Genomic DNA, 20,086 nt, shown 5'->3' on the forward strand with positions numbered 1-20,086 from the left:
CGGCCGCCGGCCGATCGGCGGGGCCGGCGGGACGGGCCGCCATGGCATGCTCGAACACGTGACCGTACGCGCCGCCAGCTCAGTCCTCGTCGGGCGCCACCGCGAGACCGTGGCGCTGCGAGACGCGCTGGGCCGGGCGCGGGCCGGGGAGCCGACCACGGTGCTGGTCGGCGGCGAGGCGGGTGTGGGTAAGACCCGGCTGCTGGAGGAGTTCGCGGGCTGGGCCACCGACGGCGCGGCGCGGGTTCTCGTCGGCCAGTGCCTGGAGTTGGGGGAGGCGGGCCTGCCGTTCGCGCCGTTCGCCGCCGCGTTGCGGGCGGTGCTCCGCGCCGACGGCCCCGAGGTCTTCGCCGGCTACGAGGCGGAGTTCGCTCCGCTCCTGCCGGAGCTGGGCCGCGCCTCCGCGGCGCTGACCACCCCGCGCGCCGTCCCGCTCAGCGACGCCCCGCGCGGCTACCTGTTCGACCTGGTCGCCGAGCTGTTCCAGCGGCTGGCCGATGCTCGCCCGCTGGTTCTGATCATCGAGGACCTGCACTGGGCCGACCGTTCCACCCGCGACCTGATCGGCTTCCTCGTCCGGGCGGCGAGGCCGGGCCGGCTCCTGCTGGTCTGCACCTACCGCACCGACGAGTTGCAGCGTGGGCACCCGCTGCGCCCGTTCCTCGCCGAGCTGGATCGGGCCCGGGGTGTGGAGCGGGTCGAGCTGGCTCGCCTGGACCGCGACGGCACCGCCGCGATCCTCGCCGACCTGCTCGGCGCCGAGCCGCTCGCCCGCGCCGTCGACGATGTCCACGACCGCACCCAGGGCAACCCCTTCTTCATCGAGGAGTTGGCCGTCGCTGGTGACCCGATCGGCTGCGCGGCGCTCCCCGAGACGCTGCGTGACCTGCTGCTGGCCCGGGTGGACCGGCTCCCCGAGCCGGCGCAACGGGTGTTGCGGATCGCGGCCGCCGGCGGCACCCGTTTCGCCCATGACCTGCTCGCCGAGGTCGCCGGGCTGCCCGAAACCGAGCTGGAGGACGCGTTACGCGCCGCCGTCGCGGCCCAATTGGTGGTGGCCGACCGGGACGGCGACTACGAGTTCCGACACGCGTTGGTCCGCGAGGCGGTACACGACGAGTTGTTGCCCGGTGAGCACGCCCGGCTGCACGCCCGCTTCGCCGCCGCCATCGAGGCTCAGCCGCATCTGGTCGCCGCCGGCCGGGCCCCGGCCGAGATCGCCCACCACTGGCACGCCGCGCACGACCACCCGCGCGCCCTCGTCGCCGCACGGGCCGCCGCGTGCGCCGCCGCCGACCGGTACGCGTACGCCGAGCAGCGCCGACTGCTGGAGCGGGCGCTGGAGTTGTGGGAGCTGGTGCCGGACGCCGCCGACCTGCTCGGCATGGACCACCTGGCGTTGCTGGAGCAGACCCTGGACGCCGCGGTCACCGCAGGCGACTTCAGTCGGGCCATCACCCTGACCCGTGCCGGGCTGGCCGAGGTGGACGCCGACGCCGCGCCGCTGCGCGCCGCCCGCCTGCTGGACCAGCGTGGTCGACTGATGGCCCTGCTCGGCAAGAGCGACGGCAGCCGCGAGCTGGATGAGGCGTACCGGTTGGCGGCCGGTGGCCCGCCCGGCGCGGAGCGGGTCCGGCTGCTCGCCGACATCGCCACCCACCTGGTCAAGATCGACCCGCAGAAGGCGGCCCGGGTGGCGGCCGAGGCCGCCACCGACGCCGAGGCGCTCGGAGAACACGTCGCCCTGCTGTCGACGCGAATCGCGTTGCTCTGCCACGGCGAGCGGGACCTGACCGGCGGGTTGGCCGAGCTGGGCCGGGCGGCCGCCGCCGCCCGTGCGGCGGGGGACGCGCCGACCCTGGTGCTCGCCATGGTGTTCGAGTCGGACATGCTCTGCGAGTTGGGCCGTTACGCCGAGTCCGCGCAGGCCGCCGAGGCCGGTGTGGCCGAGGCGCGACGGGTGGGAATCAGCCGCTCCACCGGGGCGTACCTGCTCTCCAACCGGGCCGAGGCGCTCATCGCGCTGGGTCGGTGGGACGAGGCCGAGGCGGTCTGCGCGGAGGCCGCCCGGATCGACCTGTCCGGTGTCACCGGACTGCACTGGCTCCAGCTGGGCGCCGGCCTGCGGCTGGCCCGCGCCCATCCGGGCGCCGACGAGCTGGTCGACCGGGCGCTCACCTTCCTCAATCGACCGTACCTGTGGCCGAACCACCGCCTGCCCCTGCACGAGCTGGCGATCGAGGCGGCGCTGGCCGCGGACGACAAGGTCGAGGCGGTACGGGCGGCCCGCGTCGCGGTGGCCGACGAGAGCCTGCCGCAGCTGCCCCGGGAGGGTTGGCCGGTGCTCAGCGCCGCCGCGCGCACCGCGGCGCGGGTAGGTGACCGGGAGTTGGCCGTGGCGGTTGCGGCGCTCGCCACCGAGCTGCCGGCGCGGCACCCGGCGGCCCGTGCGTACGCCGCCCAGGTCAGCGCGCTGCTCGCGGTCGGCGACCAGGCGCTGCCGGCGTGGCGTGCGGCGGTCGACGCGTGGCGGGCCGACGGGCAGCCCTACCCGTTGGGCAGGGCGCTGCTGGCGCTGGCCGAGGCCACCGCCGCAGCCGGGGAACGCGACGAGACGGCGGCGGCGGTCACCGAGGCCACCGAGATCGGCCGGCGGCTGGGCGCGACCCCGCTGGTCGAGGCGGCCGCCACCCTGGCGCGGCGGGTCGGCCTGCGCGCCGGCGGCGGGGCCGGCGCGGACCTGCTGACCGCCCGGGAGCGGGAGGTGCTGCGCCTGGTCGCCGAGGGGCACAGCAACAGTCGGATCGCCGAGCGGCTGTTCATCTCCCCGAAGACGGCAAGCGTGCACGTCTCCCGGATCATCGCGAAGCTGGGTGTGACCAACCGGGTGGAGGCCGCCGCCCTGGCCCACCGCCTCGGCCTGCTCACCGAGGCCGCCGCAACGCGCTGACGCGCGCGCCGAAGCCGCCGCAACGCGCTGACGCGCGCCGAAGCCGCCGCAACGCGCTGACGCGCACCGAGGCGCTGACGTGGACCGCCGAGGTCAGCGCGGCAGGTAGATGCGCCAGCCCTCGATGGTGACCAGGTCGAGGCTGCCCGGCGTGACACGCTGCCGCTCGTCGAGCACCTCCGCCAGGGGCGAGCCGGCCGGCGCGACCCAGGCCGGTGCCGACGCGCTGTCCACCTCCCGCCGGTACGCGGGGTAGCGGTCGAAACCGGGGCGCAGGGTGTCGTCGACGACAGCGCAGACCACCTGCTCCGCGCTGGCGAAGGTGAGTCGGTTGCAGGTCCAGTAACCGCCGCGCACGTGCCGTACGCCGAGCTGACGCAGGGTGTTCACCAACTCGGTGTGCCGGGCCTCGGCGGCCCGGGTCGCCGGGACGGTCTCCGCTGCCCGCCAGGTGGCGTAGGCGGCGGTGCCCAACGTGGCGGCGAGCAGCACCACCGCGACCGACCGGGTGAGTGTCGACCCGACGCCGCGTCGGCCGGTCGCCGCCGGACGCAGCCCGTGCCGGGCCACCGTCCACACCGGCCAGAGCAGCGCCGGCAGGGAGACGAGCAGGCAGGACAGGTAACGAGAACTCTCCACGGGGGTGAGCCCTGACGAACTGCTCACCGTGTACGCGCCGAGGGTGGCCACCGCGGCCAGCACGAGCGCCAACCGTGCCGCCGCCGCGACCCGGGGCGACACCGCGTCGGGGCCGACAGTGGCAGATCCAGCAGGGTCGGGGTCGGAGGTGCGCAGGACCCGCCAGGCGGTGCCGGCGGTGATGGCCAGCAGCAGCGGCAGGGCGAGCGCCCACCACAGTTGCCAGGTGGCGCACTGGCCGGGAGCGCAGAAGCCCATGCCCAGAGCGGGGCTGAGCACCAGGCCGCCGTGCAGCCGGTCCGGCCAGCCCGCGCTGGCGTTCGCACCGCTGGCCTTGAGCACGGCGTGCAGCGGGTTGCTCCCGGTCAGCAGGCTGTGCAGCAGCAGTGGGGCCGCCCCCAGCACCGCCGCCGCCCCGAGCAGCGCACCGGCGGCGCCCCACAGCTCCCGGCGGCAGAACCCGACGAGGACCGCGCCGGTCGCCGCGACGTACGGCAGCACGAGCGGATCGACCCAGAGCATCAGCCCGGCCAGGAACCCCCACGCGGCCCAGCGCGCCAGCCGCCGGCCGGGTCGCCCGGTGTCGGCCGTCCGCCCGTCGGGTCGCCCAACGTCGGCCGATCGCCGCCCCGGTCGGCCGGTGGCCAGATCCACGGCGAGCAGGGCGAGCGCCGCCCCGGCGGCGTTCAACTCGGGGTAGCCGCCGCCGGCGATCAGCTGGTTCTTGACGATCCGGTCGGAACCGAGGGCCAGCAGCGCCACCATCAGCAACCCGAACCACCGGTCCCCGGTCAACCGCAGCGTCAACCGCCAGGCCAGCAGCAGGAACAGCGCGTACAGCGCCAGCGTGGGCAACCTCAGCCCGAGCAGCGACGGCCCGCCGGCGAGGGCGAAGACCGGCGCGGCCAGGTAGGCCTCCAGCGTGCCCATGTAGTGCTGGCCGTAGAACCAGACCGGGAAGCCCTCACCCCGGGCGATGTGCAACGCGGCCAGCCCCATGGTGGCCTCGTCGCTGTTCGTCGGCGGCGCGAGGTGCAGCAGGAGCCAGAGCCGGTAGCCCACCCCGGCGAGCACCGCCAACCCGGTGAGCCAACCGACCAGGCCGAGGCGTGTGCCGGGTCGCGGGCGCGGCGGGTCCGCGCCGCGCGGCTGCTCGCGTACGCCGACGGTCATCACAGGATCATGACATCCGGACGCCGAACGGCCGTGCGGCGCTGCCGGCGGAGTCAGCCGGCGGTGGCGACCGAGGCGGCGGCGCGGGCGTCGATGGCCTGCTTGTAGAGCCGGCCGGCCCGGTACGACGAACGCACCAGCGGCCCGCTCATCACCCCGGCGAAGCCGATCTCCTCGGCCTCCTCGCGCAGCTCCACGAACTCCTCCGGCTTGACCCAGCGGGTCACCGGGTGGTGCCGGGGGGAGGGGCGCAGGTACTGGGTGATGGTGATCAGCTCGCAGCCGGCCTCGTGCAGGTCGCGCAGCGCCTGCGAGACCTCGGCCCGCTCCTCGCCCATGCCCAGGATGAGGTTGCTCTTGGTGACCAGGCCGTCGGCGCGGGCCTGTCGGATCACGTCCAGCGAGCGGTCGTAGCGGAACGCCGGCCGGATGCGCTTGAAGATGCGCGGCACGGTCTCCACGTTGTGGGCCAGCACCTCGGGACGGGAGCTGAAGACCTCTGCCAACTGCTCGGGGACGGCGTTGAAGTCCGGGATCAGCAGCTCGACGCCGCAGCCGGGCTGGAGGGCGTGGATCTGCCGGACGGTCTCGGCGTACAGCCAGGCGCCCCCGTCGGGCAGGTCGTCACGGGCGACACCGGTGATGGTGGCGTACCGCAGCCCCATCGAGACCACCGACTCGGCGACGCGACGCGGCTCGTCGGCGTCGAACTCGGCCGGCTTGCCGGTGTCGATCTGGCAGAAGTCGCAGCGCCGGGTGCACTGGTCACCACCGATGAGGAAGGTGGCCTCCCGGTCTTCCCAACACTCGTAGATGTTGGGGCAGCCGGCCTCCTGACAGACGGTGTGCAGCCCTTCGCGCGAGACGAGCCCGCGCAGCTGGGTGTACTCCGGGCCCATCTTGGCCTTGACCTTGATCCATGGCGGTTTGCGCTCGATCGGCGTCTCGGCGTTACGCGCCTCGATCCGCAGCAGGCGCCGCCCCTCGGGGGCCGCCGTTGCGGTGCGCGCTGCCTGGCCGGTCGTCGGCGCGGAGTGCTCGATCGTCACGAAAATGAGCCTACGCCGGACGGCGGGTGTCTATGTGCGTCAGGCGACCGGCGTCACGCCCCGAACGTTGTGACGCCGGACACCGGCCGGCCGGAAAAGGGCGTCACAGACCGGGGAATCGGGTGCTACGGTCGCCGGCAACAGCGACGACGGAGCCGAGTAGCCCCCGACCCGCCAGTGCAGAGAGCCGCCGGTGCTGAGAGGCGGTCTGGCACCGGGGCGCGAAGACCCTCCCGAGCTGCGGGAAGAACGGCCGCGGTCCCCCCGCGCCCAGTAGAGCCCGCCCGGTTGGCCCCGGTCAACAGGCGACGAACGAGGCCCCCGCTCCGGCGGGGGCGAAGGTGTGGTGGCACCGCGAGGTTCCCGCTCGCCCACACCTCCCTGGGGCTGATGCGACGCTTTCGCCACCCCAGGGCGGCGACGGCGTGGCGATCGACCGAGGAGCAGCACGCCATGCAACGAACAGTGTCCCAGCAACTGCCCGCCAGGATCGGCACGACAGTGCGGATCGCCGGCTGGGTGCACCGCCGCCGACTGCTCAAGTCGGTGGCCTTCCTGATCGTGCGGGACGGCACCGGCCTGACCCAGGTGGTCGTCACCGACCCGGCCGTCCGCGCCGAACTGGAGAAACTCACCGAGGAGACGGTCGTCGAGGTCACCGCGACGGCCACCGCGAACGGCACGGCGCCCGCCGGGGTCGAGCTGACCGACCCGACGGTACGTCTCCTCGGGCCGCCCGCCGTGCCGCCACCGTTCGACCTGTACCGGCCGGCGCTCACCGCGAACCTGCCCACCCAGCTCGACAACGCGCCCACCGCGCTGCGGCACTCCACCCGTTCGGCCGCGCTGCGGATCTCGGCGGCCGCGGTGGCGGGGTTCCGGACCGCACTCGACGCCCAGGACTTCGTGGAGGTCCACACGCCGAAGGTGGTCAGCTCCAGCACCGAGAGCGGGGCGAACGTGTTCGCGCTGGACTGGTTCGGCCGACCCGCGTACCTGGCCCAGTCGCCGCAGTTCTACAAGCAGCTGATGGTCGGCGTCTTCGAACGTGTCTACGAGGTGGGGCCGGTCTTCCGGGCCGAACCGCACGACACCGTCCGGCACCTCGCCCAGTACACGTCGCTCGACGCGGAGCTGGGCTTCATCGCCGACCACCGGGACGTGATGCGGGTGCTGCGCGACACGGTGGCCGGGATGCTGGACGCGGTGAGCGGGCGGGCCGGCCGAGCCCTGGCAACGCTCGGTGTCACGCCGCCGCAGGTGCCGGCGGAGATCCCGGCGGTGCACTTCACCGAGGCGCTGACGATCGCCGGGGCGCCCGCCGACGAGCCGGACCTCGCGCCCGCCCACGAACGGGCGCTGGGCGAGTGGGCACGGCGCGAACACGGGTCGGACTTCCTCTTCGTCACCGGCTACCCGATGGCGAAGCGGCCCTTCTACACCCACCCGGACCCGGAGCGGCCCGCGTACTCGAACGGTTTTGACCTGCTCTTTCGCGGTCTGGAGCTGGTCACCGGCGGGCAACGGCTGCACCGGCACGCCGACTACCTGGCGGCGTTGGCGGCCCGGGGTGAGCCGGTCGAGCCGTACGTCGGTTACCTGGACGCGTTCCGGCACGGCATGCCACCGCACGGTGGTTTCGCGATCGGCCTGGAACGGTTCGTGGCCCGGTTGGTCGGCGCGGCAAACATCCGGGAGGTCACCGCGTTCCCGCGTGACCTGCACCGCCTCACTCCCTGACGGAGGCCGGCCCACACTCGGCGAGCCGGTCGCGTAGCCGGGCCGCCTGCGGGTCGTTGAGGTCGAGTGCGAGCGCCGCCCGGTACGCCGTGGCGGCCTCGTCGGCTCGGCCGAGGCGGTACAGCAACTCGCCCCGGGTGGCGTGGAACCACGGGTAGCCGGCCAGTCCGCCGATCGCGTCCACAAACGCCAGCCCGGCGGCGGGGCCGTCGCGCTCGGCGACGGCCGCCGCCCGGTTCAGTCGTACCACCGGGGTGTCCTGCACGGTGAGCAGCACGTCGTACCAGGAGATCACCGCGTCCCACGGAGTCTCCTGGTACGACGGGGCGAGGGCGTGGCAGGCGGCGATGGCGGCCTGGACGACGTACCGGTCGGGATGGTCGGGGGTGCGACGCAGCCCTCGACCGACCAGCTCCACCCCGGCGGTGATCGCGGTCCGGTCCCAGCGCGTGCGGTCCTGCTCGCTCAGGAGCAGCGGCCGACCGTCGACGCCGACCCGCGCAGCCCGCCGGGAGTCCTGCAAGAGCAGCAGGGCCAGCAGGCCGAGCACCGTCGGTTCGTCCGGCATCAGCTCGACCAGCAGCCGGGCGAGCCGAAGGCCCTCGTCGGCCAGCCCGACCCGGATCAGGTCGTCGCCGACGCCTGCCGCGTAACCCTCGTTGAAGATCAAATAGACGGTGGCGGCGACGCCGGCCAGTCGGCCCGGCAACTCCTCGGCCGGCGGTATCCGGTAGGGGATGCCCGCCTGGGTGATCTTCTGTTTGGCCCGGGTGAGTCGCTTGGCCATCGTCGCCTCGGGCACCACCAGGGCGCGGGCCACCTCGGCGGTGGCCAGCCCGCCGATGGTACGCAGCGCCAGCGCCACCTGCGCGTCCAGTGACAGCGCCGGATGGCAGCAGGTGAAGACCAGCCGGAGCAGGTCGTCCCGAACCGCCTCGGGTGAGTCCGACGCGGGGTCGAGCAGGGCCACGGCTTCGGACTCCTTCCCGGCTCGGCGGGCCTCCCGACGGATCAGATCGACAGCGCGTCGCCGCGCCACGACCAGCAGCCAGCCGCGCGGGTTGTCCGGCACGCCGTCGCGCGGCCAGGTCTGCAGGGCGCGCAGCACCGCGTCCTGGGTGGCGTCCTCGGCCAGGTCGACGCTGCCGGTGACGCGGATCAGCGTGGCGAGGATCCGGGACCGCTCGGCCCGGACCACCTGCTGCGCCGCGTCGGCGGCGGTCTCCGCGTCACCGGTCAGCATCGGGTCACAGCGGAATGACGGGACGGACCTCGACCGCGCCGTTCCAGGCCGCGGGCATCCTGGCGACCGTCGCCACTGCCTCGTCCAGGTCCGCGCACTCCAGCAGGTAGAAGCCCGTCAGGGCTTCCTTGGTCTCGGCGTACGGGCCGTCGGTGGTGAGCACGTCACCGCCCTTGCCGCCGGAGACCCGCACCGTGGTCGCGGTCGCCGTCGGGTAGAGCGCGCTGCCGCCCCTGATCACTGCACGGGCGGCAGCACCGAACTCCCGGTACTCCGCCATCTCGTCAGCCTGTTCGGGGCTGCTCCAGTCGACGTCTGCGGTGTAGGTCAGCGCGATGTAGGTGGGCATGTCCGCTCCTCGCGTCCGGGCCGGGCGGTGGCCGCCGGCCTCAGGTGTCGAGCCGACGCTGGTCGCCGACTCCACCATAGGGACGATCGGCCGGACGCCCCACGGGACACTCGGTGCGGAATTTCTGGTCGGCGACCCTGGGCCGTCGACGTGACGCTCGGACCTCGTTCCGTGGCGCGCTTCCCTCATCGCCAGGGCGGTCACAGCCCCTTGAACAGGTGGGAGGTGGTGATCAGGACTGTCCGATCGCCAGCGGGAATGACGTCGCGTCGCCGTAGGACGTCGTAGGCAGCCAACACTGTGCAACTGCTGATCTCCCAGGTGTGCCCGTGTCGGCTTGCCCGCTCGTACCAGCTGGCTGCCACGTCTTCCCGCACCACGACGACGCTGCCCGCACTACGGGTCACCGCGGCCTGGGCCTGGACGGTCGTGCTGTCCCCGGCGATCGAGTGGAGGCTTCCGGCGCTGTCGGAGAAGCGTGTGGCGACATCCTGGCCGGCAAGCACGGCGGACAACCTGGGGAAAGGTTCGACCAGATGGAGGCGGGGCTGGGGCCTGCCCGTCAGGGCGGACCACTGGGCGAACCCGAGGTGGATGCCCCAGGCCAGATCGCCTCGGCTCGACGGGATCACGACGTGGTCCACCCCGGCAGGTACGTCTGCTGCTATCTCCCAGGCGATGGCCTTGTAGCCCTCGATCCCGAAACAGCTACTTCCGATGACGATGTCGGCGACGTTGGAGACGGCCAACGTGTCGTGACGGTCGGCCGCCTCCTTGACGTACCGGATGCGTTCCTCGTCGGTGTCGAAGGTGCGCAGGTCCGCTCCGAGCCTGCGCAGCGGCGTTGCGAGCGATTCGGGCAGCCAGGTGAAGCCGGCCACCACGGCCCGGAGGCCGACGGCGGCGGCGAAAGCGGCTGTGGCCAGCCCAGCGTTCCCGGACGATCCGACGACGACGCGCTCGTAGCCCGAGGCCTTCGCGTGGGTCACCGCCATCGCCGCGAACCGGTCCTTGTGGGATCCGGTCGGGTTCGCCGCCTCGTTCTTGACGAGCACCCCGTCGAGCCAGGGCAGCGGGAACAGCGGTGTGCGCCCCTGGCCCAGATCTGGAACGACCGGGTACGGCACCAGTTGGTCCTGGCGGACCGCCTCGGCGGGGTAACGGCAGAACAGGTTCGAGCCGTGGCCGGCGGCGGCGCAGGAGGGGCACCCGAGCGAGTAGTCGCCGACCGGATGCCGGGTACCGCACCGAATGCATTCGAGGCCCGTGACTGCGGTACCGGTCGCTGGTCGTACCGCGTCCGTCATGTCACGTCCCAGCTGTAGCTGTGGGCGGAGATCGGGGTTTCGTCGGCCAGTGCCGCAGTCAGGCTGCGATGAGGGTGGAGAGTCGGCGCTCGACCACCGGCAGCACGTCGGCGACGCTGATCGGGCGACCCAGTTCGGCGGTGAGCGAGGTGACGCCCGCGTCCCGGATGCCGCACGGCACGATCCGGTCGAAGTACGTCAGGTCGCAGTCGCAGTTGATCGAGAAGCCGTGCAGGGTGACCCCCCGGGCCACCCGGATGCCGATCGCCGCCACCTTGCGGGCCGGACCCCGGTCGTCCTCGGGCACCCAGACCCCGCTGCGCCCCTCGACCCGGCCGGCGGTCAACCCGAACTCGGCGCACACGTCGATGAGCAGCTCTTCGGTTCGGCGCACGTAGGCGACCACGTCCACCGGGTCGGGCAGGCGCAGGATCGGGTAACCGACGAGCTGCCCCGGCCCATGCCAGGTGATCTTGCCGCCACGGTCCACGTCGACGACCGGAGTGCCGTCCATGGGGCGGTCCCACGGTTCGGTGCGCTTGCCCGCGGTGTAGACGCTCGGGTGCTCCAGCAGCAGCACCGTGTCGCCGCGCTCGCCAGCCACCACCGACTCGTGCAGGCGCCGCTGCTCGTCCCAGGCGGCCTGGTAGTCGAGCAGGCCGGCACGGACGGCCGTCAGGCCGGGGGTCGTCGTCGTCACGTCAACCAGCCTAGTCCCGTCAGAGGCGATCATCCCTGGTGAGCCGCCTCACGAGGACCTCGTCGTGCCGGTCGCGGCGCCGCTCGGCGGCTCGTTGTCACGCCGGAGCAGGGCCCGTCGCAGCGCGGCGGCGACGGACCCGGCGAACGACGAGAGCGATCGCGAGCAGCGTCGGCACGCCCAGCGTCAGGTAGACCCAGAGCGGGGCGGCGAACGGTGACGGCCGGGGCTCCGGCCCACCGAACGCGGCAGGGGTCAGCAGGTCGCCCGGCACCATCAGGTCGGTCGACCCGACCGGCGTGGTCACCAGCACCTCGCGACCGCCGTCGGGCGACAGCGCGGCGAGAACGGCTTGCCGGTCCGTGTCCGCCTCCGTTTCGCTGAGATACCGCAGGATCGGGTCGTCGCCGCGCCAGCCGATGATCCCGCTGGCCGAGGTGCCGGCCGGGAGGGCCGGGCCGACGGCTTGGCCGGTGGCCGTGTCCAGGAACTCGATCCGCCAGGTGCGCGCCGCCGCCTGCTCGGACGTGCACCTGGGCCCGGCGCAGCCGTCGAAGGCGAGCAGCGCGAGCCGCCGGCCGTCGGGATGCCAGGCGGCCGGGCCGGCCAGTATCCGCCGGTCGCCCAGGTCGACCTGCCAGCGAGGACCGCCGCCGGCCGGGTCGAGGACCACCAGTCGCTGGCGCTCGGCGAGCCGGGCAGGCACATCCGGCGAGCCGGTGACCGCCACCAGGTCGCCTCCGGGTGACCAGGCCGCCCCGTTGTGGGCGGCGAAGGTGCCGGCCGCGACCACCTGCTCGGTGCCCTGGTACGGGTCGACGACGAGCAGGTCGTCGGGCTTCTCCGGGTCGTTCAGCTGCTGGTTGTCAGGCCCGTAGCTGATCACTTGATCGTCGTTGTTGCGGGAGCCGAGCACGCGTCGCCCATCCGGTGACCAGGCGTAAGGGTCCAGCCCGGGTTTCACTGTGCGGCGCTGCCGGCCGGTGGTGAGGTCCAGCAACTCGCCGGACTGCGGCCGCAGGTAGTGGTGCCCGTCCGGGGAAAGCAACCCGTGCCCCTCGGCGATGCCGATCGGGATGAGCCGGTAGGCGCCGTCCCGGGCGACAAGCACGCCGGTCGACTCGAAATAGCGGGTGCGGTCGGTGAAGAACACCAGAGCGGCCGGACCGGCCGGGCGTTGCCCCACCGTGGCCTGCCACAGCCACGGATCGCGCACCCGGGTCGGCACCACACCTGCCGTGCTGTCGGCGACAGTGCTCGCGCCGGCCGCGCTGTCGGCGACAGTGCTGCTCGCGGCCGTGGCGGCTGGCGCGCTGAGCGCGACGAGCCCCAGCGCGAGCCCGACCACTGCGGCACGCCGCAATCGCCCACCGGTCAGTCCCATCGGCTCATTAGACGCGACGGCGGCCGGTCCCGATGCCCCGGCCGGCCGCGTCGCGGTCTACCGATCGGCAGGCGGGATGCGCCAGAGCCAGACGTCGTCGACCCGTTGCGGCTCGCCGAACAGGGCGGTGCCGGTGCGCAGCAGCGCCTTCTCGTCGACCTCGAACTTCGCGCCGTGCACCTCGTCGGCGAGCACCACCGTCTCGATGCGCCAGTGCCGCAGGTCCGACTGGACCTCCCGGATCGTTCCGTCGGTGACGATGGGGACCAGCCCGGTGCGGCCGGCCTGGTCCATCAACGCGCTCAGCGTGCGCGGCACCGGACCGATCCGGCCCCGCCCGTCCGGTCCGCCCGGACCGAGGAAGAAGCCGCCGGGGATCTCGAACTCGCCCTGCCGGTGCGACAACGCGTACGCCTGCCAGCGCTGGCCGTCCGGGTAGATGTCCACTGTCAGCGGCACCGGGGTCAGCACCCCGTCGGGTGACACGTAGTCGCGCCAGGTGCCGGAGGTGATGAAGCGCGGGATCGGCTCCCGCTCGTCGGTCAGCAGCGGGGTGGGCAGCAGCGGCACCAGGGCCGCCGCGAAACCCAGCACCCAGGCCAACTCCGTGGGGCGGTACCGGGGTGGCGCGGCGCGCAACTGGTCGACGGCGTACGCCAGCAACAGCCCGACCACTGGCGCGACCACCAGCGCCAGCCGGGCCGGTAGCGCGGCGTTCACCACCGGCAGTTGCCCGACCAGGTCGAACGGCATGGGCAGATCGGTGCGTCGGCCGTCGACCTTCGCGACCGGCCCGAAGGAGAGCACGCTGAAGATCAGAGCGAGGGCGCCCAGCGCCCAGAGGGTGGCCCGGCGGTGCCTGTCGGCCCGCCGCCAGAGCACGACGAAGCAGATCACGGTGAGCACCAGCAGCGGGATACCGAAGAACGAGTTCTCCTCGGTCGGGTTCGGCGCCAGCGAGGTGCCCAACCCGGCCTCGCCGGCCAGCGAGCGGCGCGGGAAGGCGGCGAACGCCGCGATGTCCTCGGAGTGGATCACCGGGTCGAAGCCGGTGCCGTGGAACCGCTGTGGCCCGGCGAAGTGCAACCACAAGGGGTACGACAGCAGCACACCGGCGACCACGGCGGTCACCCCGAGCCCGCGCAGGAAGGTGGGCAGCGCGGCGCGGGCCTCCACCCGGTTGGCCGGGTGCAGCGCCCAGATGGCGACGAACACCCCCAGCGCCAGCGCGGTGAAGAACAGCCCTTCGGCGGCGATCGAGAAGGCCACCGCCACCAACACGCCGAGGATCACCCCGTCCCGAAGCCAGTGCCCGGCCCGGCGTAGCGCGAACAGCCGCCAGATCAGCAGCGGCACCAGCCAACCGGCGGTCCAGTTCAGGTGGGCGTTGGCGTGCGAGACCATGCCGGGGGAGTAGGCGATGAACAGGGCGCCGACAGCGGCGGCCAGCCGGCTGCGGACCAGGTGCCGGGAGAGCAGCCAGTACCAGACCAGCGCGGTGGCGAGCAGGTTCAGGGTGAGGATCACCAGGAACGTCGCCGGCGGCCCGATCAGGTACGTGAGGGGGGCGAAGACCACCGCGTACACAGTGATCGAGGTGTTGACCGCGAGGTTCACGCCGTCCGGGACGTTGATCAGGTAGGTGAAGAGCGGGTTGTCCCCGTGGGTGACCGCGTGCCCACCGAAGGCCAGCAGCCATTCGAACAGCGCCTGGTCGCTGGAGTTGACGGTGATGGTGCGGACGTTCGGGTCCCGCCACAGCCCACTGGTCACCCAGACGGCGAGCGCGAGCGCCACCAGCACGACGATCAGGTCGGCCCGGCGGTCCCGGACGGTGCGCGGCGGTGACACGGGTGCGGGCCCGGTGGCCAGCGACGGGGAGGACGGCACGCAGCGGACGTTACCAACCGGACCTGGACGGGCCGGTCAGACCTGCAAGGACGGGACCGTTGGGGACGGATTAGGCCCGCCACGTCGACGGTCTGGCGTACACAGCGTCCGTCGTAAATGTGTGAGTGTGCGCCATGTCATAGCGACGACACGTCGTCGTAACGTCACGGCAACTCGACAGTGACCCAGTTCACAGTCTGCCCCTCAGGAGGCCGCCGTGCGCCGCTCCTCATCCACCCTCACCCGCCTGCTCGGTGCGGTCGCCGGGCTCGCCCTCGCCGTCGCGGGCGCGGTCGTCGTCGCCGCACCCGCGCAGGCCGCCACCCTCACCCAGGTCACAGGGTTCGGCTCCAACCCCGGCAACCTCGCCATGTACGCCTACCGGCCGGACGGCCTGCCGGCCAACTCCCCGGCCGTCGTCCTGCTGCACGGGTGTACGCAGAACGCCTCCGGCTACTTCGTCAACTCCGGCTGGCAGAAGTACGCCGACCAGTGGAAGTTCGCCCTGATCGTCGCCCAGCAGCCCTCCGGCAACAACGCCAACTCCTGCTTCAACTTCTTCGAGGCGGGGGACACCACCCGAGGTCAGGGCGAGGCGCTGTCGATCAAGCAGATGGTCGACCACGCCAAGACGAACTACGGGGTGAACGGTTCCCGGGTCTACGTCAGCGGGCTCTCCGCGGGCGGGGCGATGAGCGCGGTCATGCTGGCCACCTACCCGGACGTCTTCGCCGCCGGATCGATCATCGCGGGGATCCCGTACCGCTGTGCCACCAGCATGGTCAACGCGTTCAGCTGCATGAACCCGGGCGCGGACAAGACCCCGGCCGCCTGGGGCGACCTGGTGCGTGGCGCGTACTCCGGCTACACCGGCCCACGCCCCCGGGTGGCCATCTGGCACGGCACCTCGGACACCACAGTCACCCCGCTCAACGGCACCGAGTCCCGCGACCAGTGGACCAACGTGCGGGGCGTTTCGCAGACCCCGACCAGCACCTCGTCGCTGCCCGGCAACACCAGCCTCGAGGTGTACGGCAACGACGACGTGCGCCTCTACCGGATCTCCGGGATGGGCCACGGTACCCCGGTCGACCCGGGCTCGGCGGCCGAGCAGTGTGGCACCGCGGGCGCGTACTTCCTGGACACCATCTGCTCGACGTACCGGGACGCGCTCTTCTTCGGTCTGAACGGCGGCGGGACCAGCCCGACCCCGACCCCGACGGCCACCCCCACCCCGACGCCGACCCCGACGGCCACCCCGACCACGCCGCCGACCTGCGTGACGGCCAGCAACTACGCGCACGTGGCGGCCGGTCGGGCGTACCAGTCCGGCGGCTACGCCTACGCCAACGGCTCCAACCAGCGCATGGGCCTCTACAACACCTTCTACACGAGCGCCCTCAAGCAAACCGCCCCCAACCACTGGGTAGTCGGCTGCTGACCCCTCAACCCCTTTGCCCATGTTGATCAAGAGGCTTGCGTCATCCGGTAGCCGGAATCTGACGCAAACCTCTTGATCAACGGGGCTGTCGGCGGGGGCTCAGGTCAGGCGGGCCAGGACCGGTGTGAGCGGGTTCAGCGCGTCGGCACGGACCACGAACCGGGTCACCCCCCAGCGCCGTTCGTGCTCGGCGACCGCCGTGACGATCTCGTCCACCGTGCCGATCAGCACGAACGGGGTGGCCAGCAGTTCGGCGGGCGTCATGCCGTTGCGCCGGGCCTGTTGCGCGGCGGCAGCCTCCGCGTCGTCGGTGACCAGCACCGTCTGCACCAGCGCCTCCAGCGCCGGCAGGTCGCTTCGGCCGGCCGCGCCGGCGGCCACGCAGGCCAGCTGCGCCTCGATCTGGTCGGCCCGCCAGCGCGCCTCATGCTGGTGGCCGTCGGCGAGGGTACGTCCGAACCCGGTCAGCCCGACCACGTCGGCGTGCGCGCCGGCCCAGCGCAGCAGCGTCGAGTTCGCCGTACCCATCGTCAGCGGGATCCGGTCCTGCACCGGCCGGGGTTCGCGCAGCACCGCCTCGCGCATCGTCAGCTCGGCCGAGTCGACGGTGACCGAGGCGCCGTCGAGCAGGGCGCGGACCGCCTCGGCGACGGCCACGCAACGGCGGACCCGGCCGGCAACGTCGGGGCGTTCCCGGCCCACCGCGCGCCACTCCGCCGGAGTGTGACCGGCGCCGACACCGAGCCGGGCCCGACCGCCGGAGATCAGATCGAGGGTGGCCACGTCGGCCGCGAGCAGCATCGGTTCCCGTACGCCGAGGTTCGACACGTACGAGCCGAGCCCGATCGTCGAGGTGACCGGGGCGGCGGCGGCCAGCGCCACGAACGGTGACGTCACGTCGCCGGGGTGGTCCGCGGCGAGCAGAGCGTCGAAGCCGACGCTCTCGGCCCGACGGGCCAGCTCGGCCCAGCTCGTCGCGTCGGTCGGGGTGGCCTGGAGGGAGAAGGTCGCCATCGGTCCAGCATCGGCCCACGCTGGCCCACCGACGACCCGCTGACCGCCGATTCTGCCAAGGGCCGAACAACAGGGATGGGCAGGGAGGTGGGCGGGGGTCAGGAGGTTGTCAGGGCTGCTTGGAGGGCTTGGGGGAGGGTGGGGTGCTGGTAGGGGTAGGCGGCTCGGGCCAGGACTCCGGGGAGGACTCTGGTGCTGGTGAGGGCCTCGTGGGAGAAGCCGCCGAGGACCACCTTGAGCGCCAGCGCGGGGATCGGGATGATCGCCGGGCGGTGCAGTTGCCGGGCCAGCTCGCGGGTGAACTCGGCGTTGGTGACCGGGTTCGGCCCCACCACGTTGACCGGGCCGGCGATGTCGTCGCGGTCGAGCAGGAAGCGGGTCGCGTCCAGCCAGTCGGCCATCGAGATCCACGGCAGCCACTGCCGGCCACTGCCCAGCCGGCCGGCGATGCCCAGCTTGAACGGCAGCAACTGCGGCTTGAGCAGCCCGCCCTCGCGGTGCAGCGGCAGACCGGTACGTAGCCGGACCACGCGTACCCCGGCGTCCTCGGCCGGCCGGGTCGCGGCCTCCCACACCCGGCAGACGTCGGCCAGGAAGCCTTCGCCGGCCGGCGCGTCCTCCTCGACCGCCCGGTCGCCCGTGTTGCCGTACCAGCCGACGGCCGATGAGTTGAGCAGCACCCGGGGTCGGTCCGCGGCGGGGAGCCCGGCGATGGTGGTCGCCAGCGTTGTGGTGCTGTCCACCCGGCTGGTGCGGATCAACCGCCGGTAGTCGTCGTTCCAGCGTTTGTCGCCGACGCCCGCGCCGGCAAGGTTGACCACGGCGTCGGCCTCGGCGACCACGACCGGGTCGAGCTGCCCGGCGGCCGGGTCCCACCGCCGCTCCTGCGGCCCGCCCGGCGCTCGACGGACCAACCGGGTGACCTCGTGCCCCTCGCGGACGAGCAGGTCGGCCAGTCGGGTGCCAAGGAAGCCGGACGCGCCGGCCAGAAGGATCCGCATACCCCCATCTTCGTCCAGAACGCCGCCGGTGGATGCGTGGGGCCGCCGAAGGTGGGGCGTTTCGGCGAACGAATGTGCGCGGAACACCTGTGCGGCGCGAAAGCGCAGGTCAACGAATGTTCCCGGGGCCGAAAACGGCTGCCGCGCGTTGTCGACTGTCAGCACGTTTCCGCAGGTCAGAGCGAACGTGAATGCGGTGTTCGCGATTGCTTGCGGCATCGATCTGGCTGACCATGAGTCATCCGAGAGCGCCCCCGGAATGCGGGGTCGGCTCGCCGTGCCCGCCGTCGGGCAATCCCTGAGGAGGAACCATGCCGATCCTGGTGACCGGAGCGACCGGGACCGTCGGAGGCAGCGTGGTCCGGCAACTGGTGGTCGCCGGCCACGACGTTCGCGCGCTGACCCGCGATCCCGCGTCGCCGACCGCCACCGCGCTACCCGGCCGGGTGGAGGTGGTGGCGGGCGACTTCGCCAGGCCCCACACGCTGGTCGCGGCGCTGCGCGGCGTGACGCGGATGCACCTGGTCGCGATGGACGGGTACGGGCCGCTGAGCACCGGTGCGGAGATCCTGGAGCTGGCCCGTCAGGCCGGCGTCCGCCGGGTCACCCACCTCGGTCACAACGATCCGAGCCGGGCGGACGACGACCCGGTCGAGGCCCCGCACCGGCCGCTGCACCGGGCGATCGAGAACTCGGGTCTGGAGTGGACACACGTGTTTCCTGGCGAGTTCATGGCGAACACCCGGGACTGGGTGCCCGCCATCCGCGCCGAGGGGGTGGTGCGAGCGCCGTTCGGGGACTGGAACAGCGCGCTGGTCCACGAGGCGGACATCGCCGCGGTCATCGTGGCCGCGCTGACCGAGGACGGCCACGCCGGCCGGGTGTACCAACCGACCGGGCCGGAGCCGGTCCGTCGCCGGGACGCGGTCCGGATGATCGGCGAGGCGATCGGCCGTCCGGTGCGCTTCGACGAACTGACCCCGGAGCAGGCCCGCGAGTACTGGAAGGACCACTATCCCGCCGAGGTGATCGAGTGGTTCCTGGAGATGGGCCGGTATCTCGACGGCAACGCCTGGGTCGCCCCGGACGTCGAGCAGGTGACCGGCCGCCCCGGGCGCACGTTCCGGCAGTGGGCCGCCGAGCACGCGGACGACTTCCGGTGACGGCGCCCGGGGCGTGAGCCGGCCCGGCGGTCAGGCCGCGTGGGCCGGGCGCAGGTCGGCGAGCAGTCGCTCCACCTCGGCGTACGACTCGGCACTCAGTGGGCCGAGCGTCAGGGTGGCCAGGTTCTCGTCGGCCTGGGCCACGGTGCGCAGGCCGGGGATCGGCACGGTACGGGGGCTGCGCGCCAGCAGCCAGCCGAGCGCGCTCTGTGCGAGGGTGCGCCCGTCGGCGGTGAGCGCCGCGCGGACCTGGTCGACCCGGGCCGCCCAGCGTGGCGTCGGCCGGCCGTCGGTGAACCATTCCAGCCACTCCGGTGCCCGTCCGCGCACGTCGTCCGCCCCGACCGCCCGGGTCGACCCGGTGAGCAGCCCCATCGCCAGTGGCCCACGGTTGAGGCTGGCCAGGTCGTGCTCGTCGCAGACCGCCAGCACCGCCGCGTTGTCACGCAGCACCGACTCGTCGTGCTGGATCGCGGCGCAGTGCGGGCCGGCGGCCGCGAACGCCTCCGCCGAGGCCGGGTCGTCGGTGCTCCAGCCGTACGCCCGGATCTTGCCCTGGTCGACCAGGGCCTCCAGGGTGTCGACCAGGTCGAGCGCGGCGGGCACCGGCAGTGCGTTGATGTGCAGTTGGTAGAGGTCGACGTAGTCGGTGCCGAGCCGGCGGAGCGAGTCTTCCAGGCTGCGCACCGCGAACGCCGGGCTGGCGTCGGTGCCGAGCGCCCGCCGGGTGCTCTCCTCGCTGACGTTGCCGAACTTGGTGGCGATCACCACGCTGTCCCGTCGCCCGGCCACCGCCTGACCGAGGATCCGCTCGCTGTGCCCGGCGCCGTAGTTGCTGGCGGTGTCGAACAGGGTCACCCCGAGATCGAGCGCCCGGTGGATGGTGCGGATCGATTCGTCGTCGTCCACCTCACCCCAGCCGAACGGCTGCCCGTCGTCGCCCCAGAGCGGGCCGCCGATGGCCCAGCACCCCATTCCGATCGCGCTCACCGTGATGCCGCTGCGTCCCAGCGTCCGTGTCGTCGTCATGGTCACCAGCCTCC

At 73.0% G+C, this 20,086-nt stretch carries 15 protein-coding genes; 4 read left to right on the forward strand and 11 right to left on the reverse strand.

The window, feature by feature from the left end; all coding sequences use genetic code 11:
• Positions 1–58 precede the first annotated feature (58 nt).
• Complete coding sequence (locus OG598_RS01705; RefSeq protein ID WP_328652741.1) at positions 59–2,950, forward strand: helix-turn-helix transcriptional regulator; 2,892 nt, start codon at positions 59–61, stop codon at positions 2,948–2,950.
• Between the two features lie 93 nt (positions 2,951–3,043).
• Here the strand turns inward: OG598_RS01705 and OG598_RS01710 are convergent, their stop codons facing one another.
• Both OG598_RS01710 and lipA read right to left on the reverse strand, forming a co-directional pair.
• Positions 3,044–4,762, reverse strand: coding sequence for a hypothetical protein (locus OG598_RS01710; RefSeq protein ID WP_328652742.1), 1,719 nt, complete (start codon positions 4,760–4,762; stop codon positions 3,044–3,046).
• A gap of 53 nt (positions 4,763–4,815) precedes the next feature.
• Positions 4,816–5,811 (reverse strand): lipoyl synthase, encoded by a 996-nt coding sequence (gene lipA, locus OG598_RS01715; protein ID WP_112589194.1) that lies wholly within the window; start codon positions 5,809–5,811, stop codon positions 4,816–4,818.
• A gap of 453 nt (positions 5,812–6,264) precedes the next feature.
• On the opposite strand from lipA, the gene aspS reads away from it, so the two are divergent.
• Positions 6,265–7,551, forward strand: coding sequence for an aspartate--tRNA(Asn) ligase (aspS, locus tag OG598_RS01720; RefSeq protein ID WP_328652743.1), 1,287 nt, complete (start codon positions 6,265–6,267; stop codon positions 7,549–7,551).
• Here the strand turns inward: aspS and OG598_RS01725 are convergent.
• The 6 genes from OG598_RS01725 to OG598_RS01750 form a co-directional block, all read right to left on the reverse strand.
• Positions 7,541–8,794, reverse strand: a complete 1,254-nt coding sequence (locus OG598_RS01725; protein WP_328652744.1) for an RNA polymerase sigma factor — start codon at positions 8,792–8,794, stop codon at positions 7,541–7,543. The genes aspS and OG598_RS01725 overlap by 11 nt on opposite strands.
• A 4-nt stretch (positions 8,795–8,798) precedes the next feature.
• Positions 8,799–9,143 (reverse strand): YciI family protein, encoded by a 345-nt coding sequence (locus tag OG598_RS01730; protein WP_328652745.1) that lies wholly within the window; start codon positions 9,141–9,143, stop codon positions 8,799–8,801.
• A 200-nt stretch (positions 9,144–9,343) separates the two neighbouring features.
• Positions 9,344–10,450: a threonine synthase gene (locus OG598_RS01735; RefSeq protein WP_328652746.1), complete on the reverse strand. Its 1,107-nt coding sequence runs from the start codon at positions 10,448–10,450 to the stop codon at positions 9,344–9,346.
• Positions 10,451–10,508: 58 nt separating this feature from the next.
• Entirely contained in the window at positions 10,509–11,150 is a 642-nt protein-coding gene (lipB, locus tag OG598_RS01740; protein ID WP_328652747.1) for a lipoyl(octanoyl) transferase LipB, read from the reverse strand.
• 97 nt (positions 11,151–11,247) lie between these two features.
• On the reverse strand, positions 11,248–12,534 hold the full coding sequence (locus OG598_RS01745; RefSeq protein ID WP_328652748.1) for a hypothetical protein: 1,287 nt from the start codon (positions 12,532–12,534) through the stop codon (positions 11,248–11,250).
• 57 nt (positions 12,535–12,591) lie between these two features.
• On the reverse strand, positions 12,592–14,424 hold the full coding sequence (locus OG598_RS01750; protein WP_328652749.1) for a DUF2079 domain-containing protein: 1,833 nt from the start codon (positions 14,422–14,424) through the stop codon (positions 12,592–12,594).
• Positions 14,425–14,641: 217 nt separating this feature from the next.
• Here OG598_RS01750 and OG598_RS01755 point away from each other — a divergent pair, with 217 nt between their 5' ends.
• Positions 14,642–15,865: an extracellular catalytic domain type 1 short-chain-length polyhydroxyalkanoate depolymerase gene (locus OG598_RS01755; protein WP_328652750.1), complete on the forward strand. Its 1,224-nt coding sequence runs from the start codon at positions 14,642–14,644 to the stop codon at positions 15,863–15,865.
• A 99-nt stretch (positions 15,866–15,964) separates the two neighbouring features.
• Here OG598_RS01755 and OG598_RS01760 read toward each other — a convergent pair whose 3' ends face one another.
• The gene (locus tag OG598_RS01760; protein ID WP_328652751.1) at positions 15,965–16,879 is read right to left on the reverse strand and encodes an LLM class flavin-dependent oxidoreductase; all 915 of its coding nucleotides are present in this window, start codon (positions 16,877–16,879) and stop codon (positions 15,965–15,967) included.
• A 98-nt stretch (positions 16,880–16,977) separates the two neighbouring features.
• Positions 16,978–17,880, reverse strand: a complete 903-nt coding sequence (locus tag OG598_RS01765) for a TIGR01777 family oxidoreductase (protein WP_328652752.1) — start codon at positions 17,878–17,880, stop codon at positions 16,978–16,980.
• Positions 17,881–18,191: 311 nt separating this feature from the next.
• Between OG598_RS01765 and OG598_RS01770 the strand changes: the two genes are divergently transcribed.
• Positions 18,192–19,043 carry an NmrA family NAD(P)-binding protein gene (locus OG598_RS01770; protein ID WP_328652753.1) on the forward strand — a complete coding sequence of 284 codons (852 nt, stop codon included), beginning with the start codon at positions 18,192–18,194 and terminating at the stop codon, positions 19,041–19,043.
• A gap of 30 nt (positions 19,044–19,073) precedes the next feature.
• Here OG598_RS01770 and OG598_RS01775 read toward each other — a convergent pair whose 3' ends face one another.
• Entirely contained in the window at positions 19,074–20,072 is a 999-nt protein-coding gene (locus OG598_RS01775; protein WP_328652754.1) for an aldo/keto reductase, read from the reverse strand.
• Between the last annotated feature and the right edge of the window lie 14 nt (positions 20,073–20,086).

Source organism: Micromonospora sp. NBC_00330, assembly GCF_036136635.1.
Classification (GTDB): domain Bacteria; phylum Actinomycetota; class Actinomycetes; order Mycobacteriales; family Micromonosporaceae; genus Micromonospora; species Micromonospora salmantinae.

Coding starts and splice junctions, on each gene's coding strand:
- OG598_RS01710 (WP_328652742.1), bottom strand. CDS start 4,762: ATGACCGTCGGCGTACGCGAGCAGCCGCGCGGCGCGGACCCGCCGCGC.
- aspS (WP_328652743.1), top strand. CDS start 6,265: ATGCAACGAACAGTGTCCCAGCAACTGCCCGCCAGGATCGGCACGACA.
- OG598_RS01725 (WP_328652744.1), bottom strand. CDS start 8,794: ATGCTGACCGGTGACGCGGAGACCGCCGCCGACGCGGCGCAGCAGGTG.
- OG598_RS01730 (WP_328652745.1), bottom strand. CDS start 9,143: ATGCCCACCTACATCGCGCTGACCTACACCGCAGACGTCGACTGGAGC.
- OG598_RS01735 (WP_328652746.1), bottom strand. CDS start 10,450: ATGACGGACGCGGTACGACCAGCGACCGGTACCGCAGTCACGGGCCTC.
- OG598_RS01745 (WP_328652748.1), bottom strand. CDS start 12,534: ATGGGACTGACCGGTGGGCGATTGCGGCGTGCCGCAGTGGTCGGGCTC.
- OG598_RS01760 (WP_328652751.1), bottom strand. CDS start 16,879: ATGGCGACCTTCTCCCTCCAGGCCACCCCGACCGACGCGACGAGCTGG.
- OG598_RS01765 (WP_328652752.1), bottom strand. CDS start 17,880: ATGCGGATCCTTCTGGCCGGCGCGTCCGGCTTCCTTGGCACCCGACTG.
- OG598_RS01770 (WP_328652753.1), top strand. CDS start 18,192: ATGCCGATCCTGGTGACCGGAGCGACCGGGACCGTCGGAGGCAGCGTG.
- OG598_RS01775 (WP_328652754.1), bottom strand. CDS start 20,072: ATGACGACGACACGGACGCTGGGACGCAGCGGCATCACGGTGAGCGCG.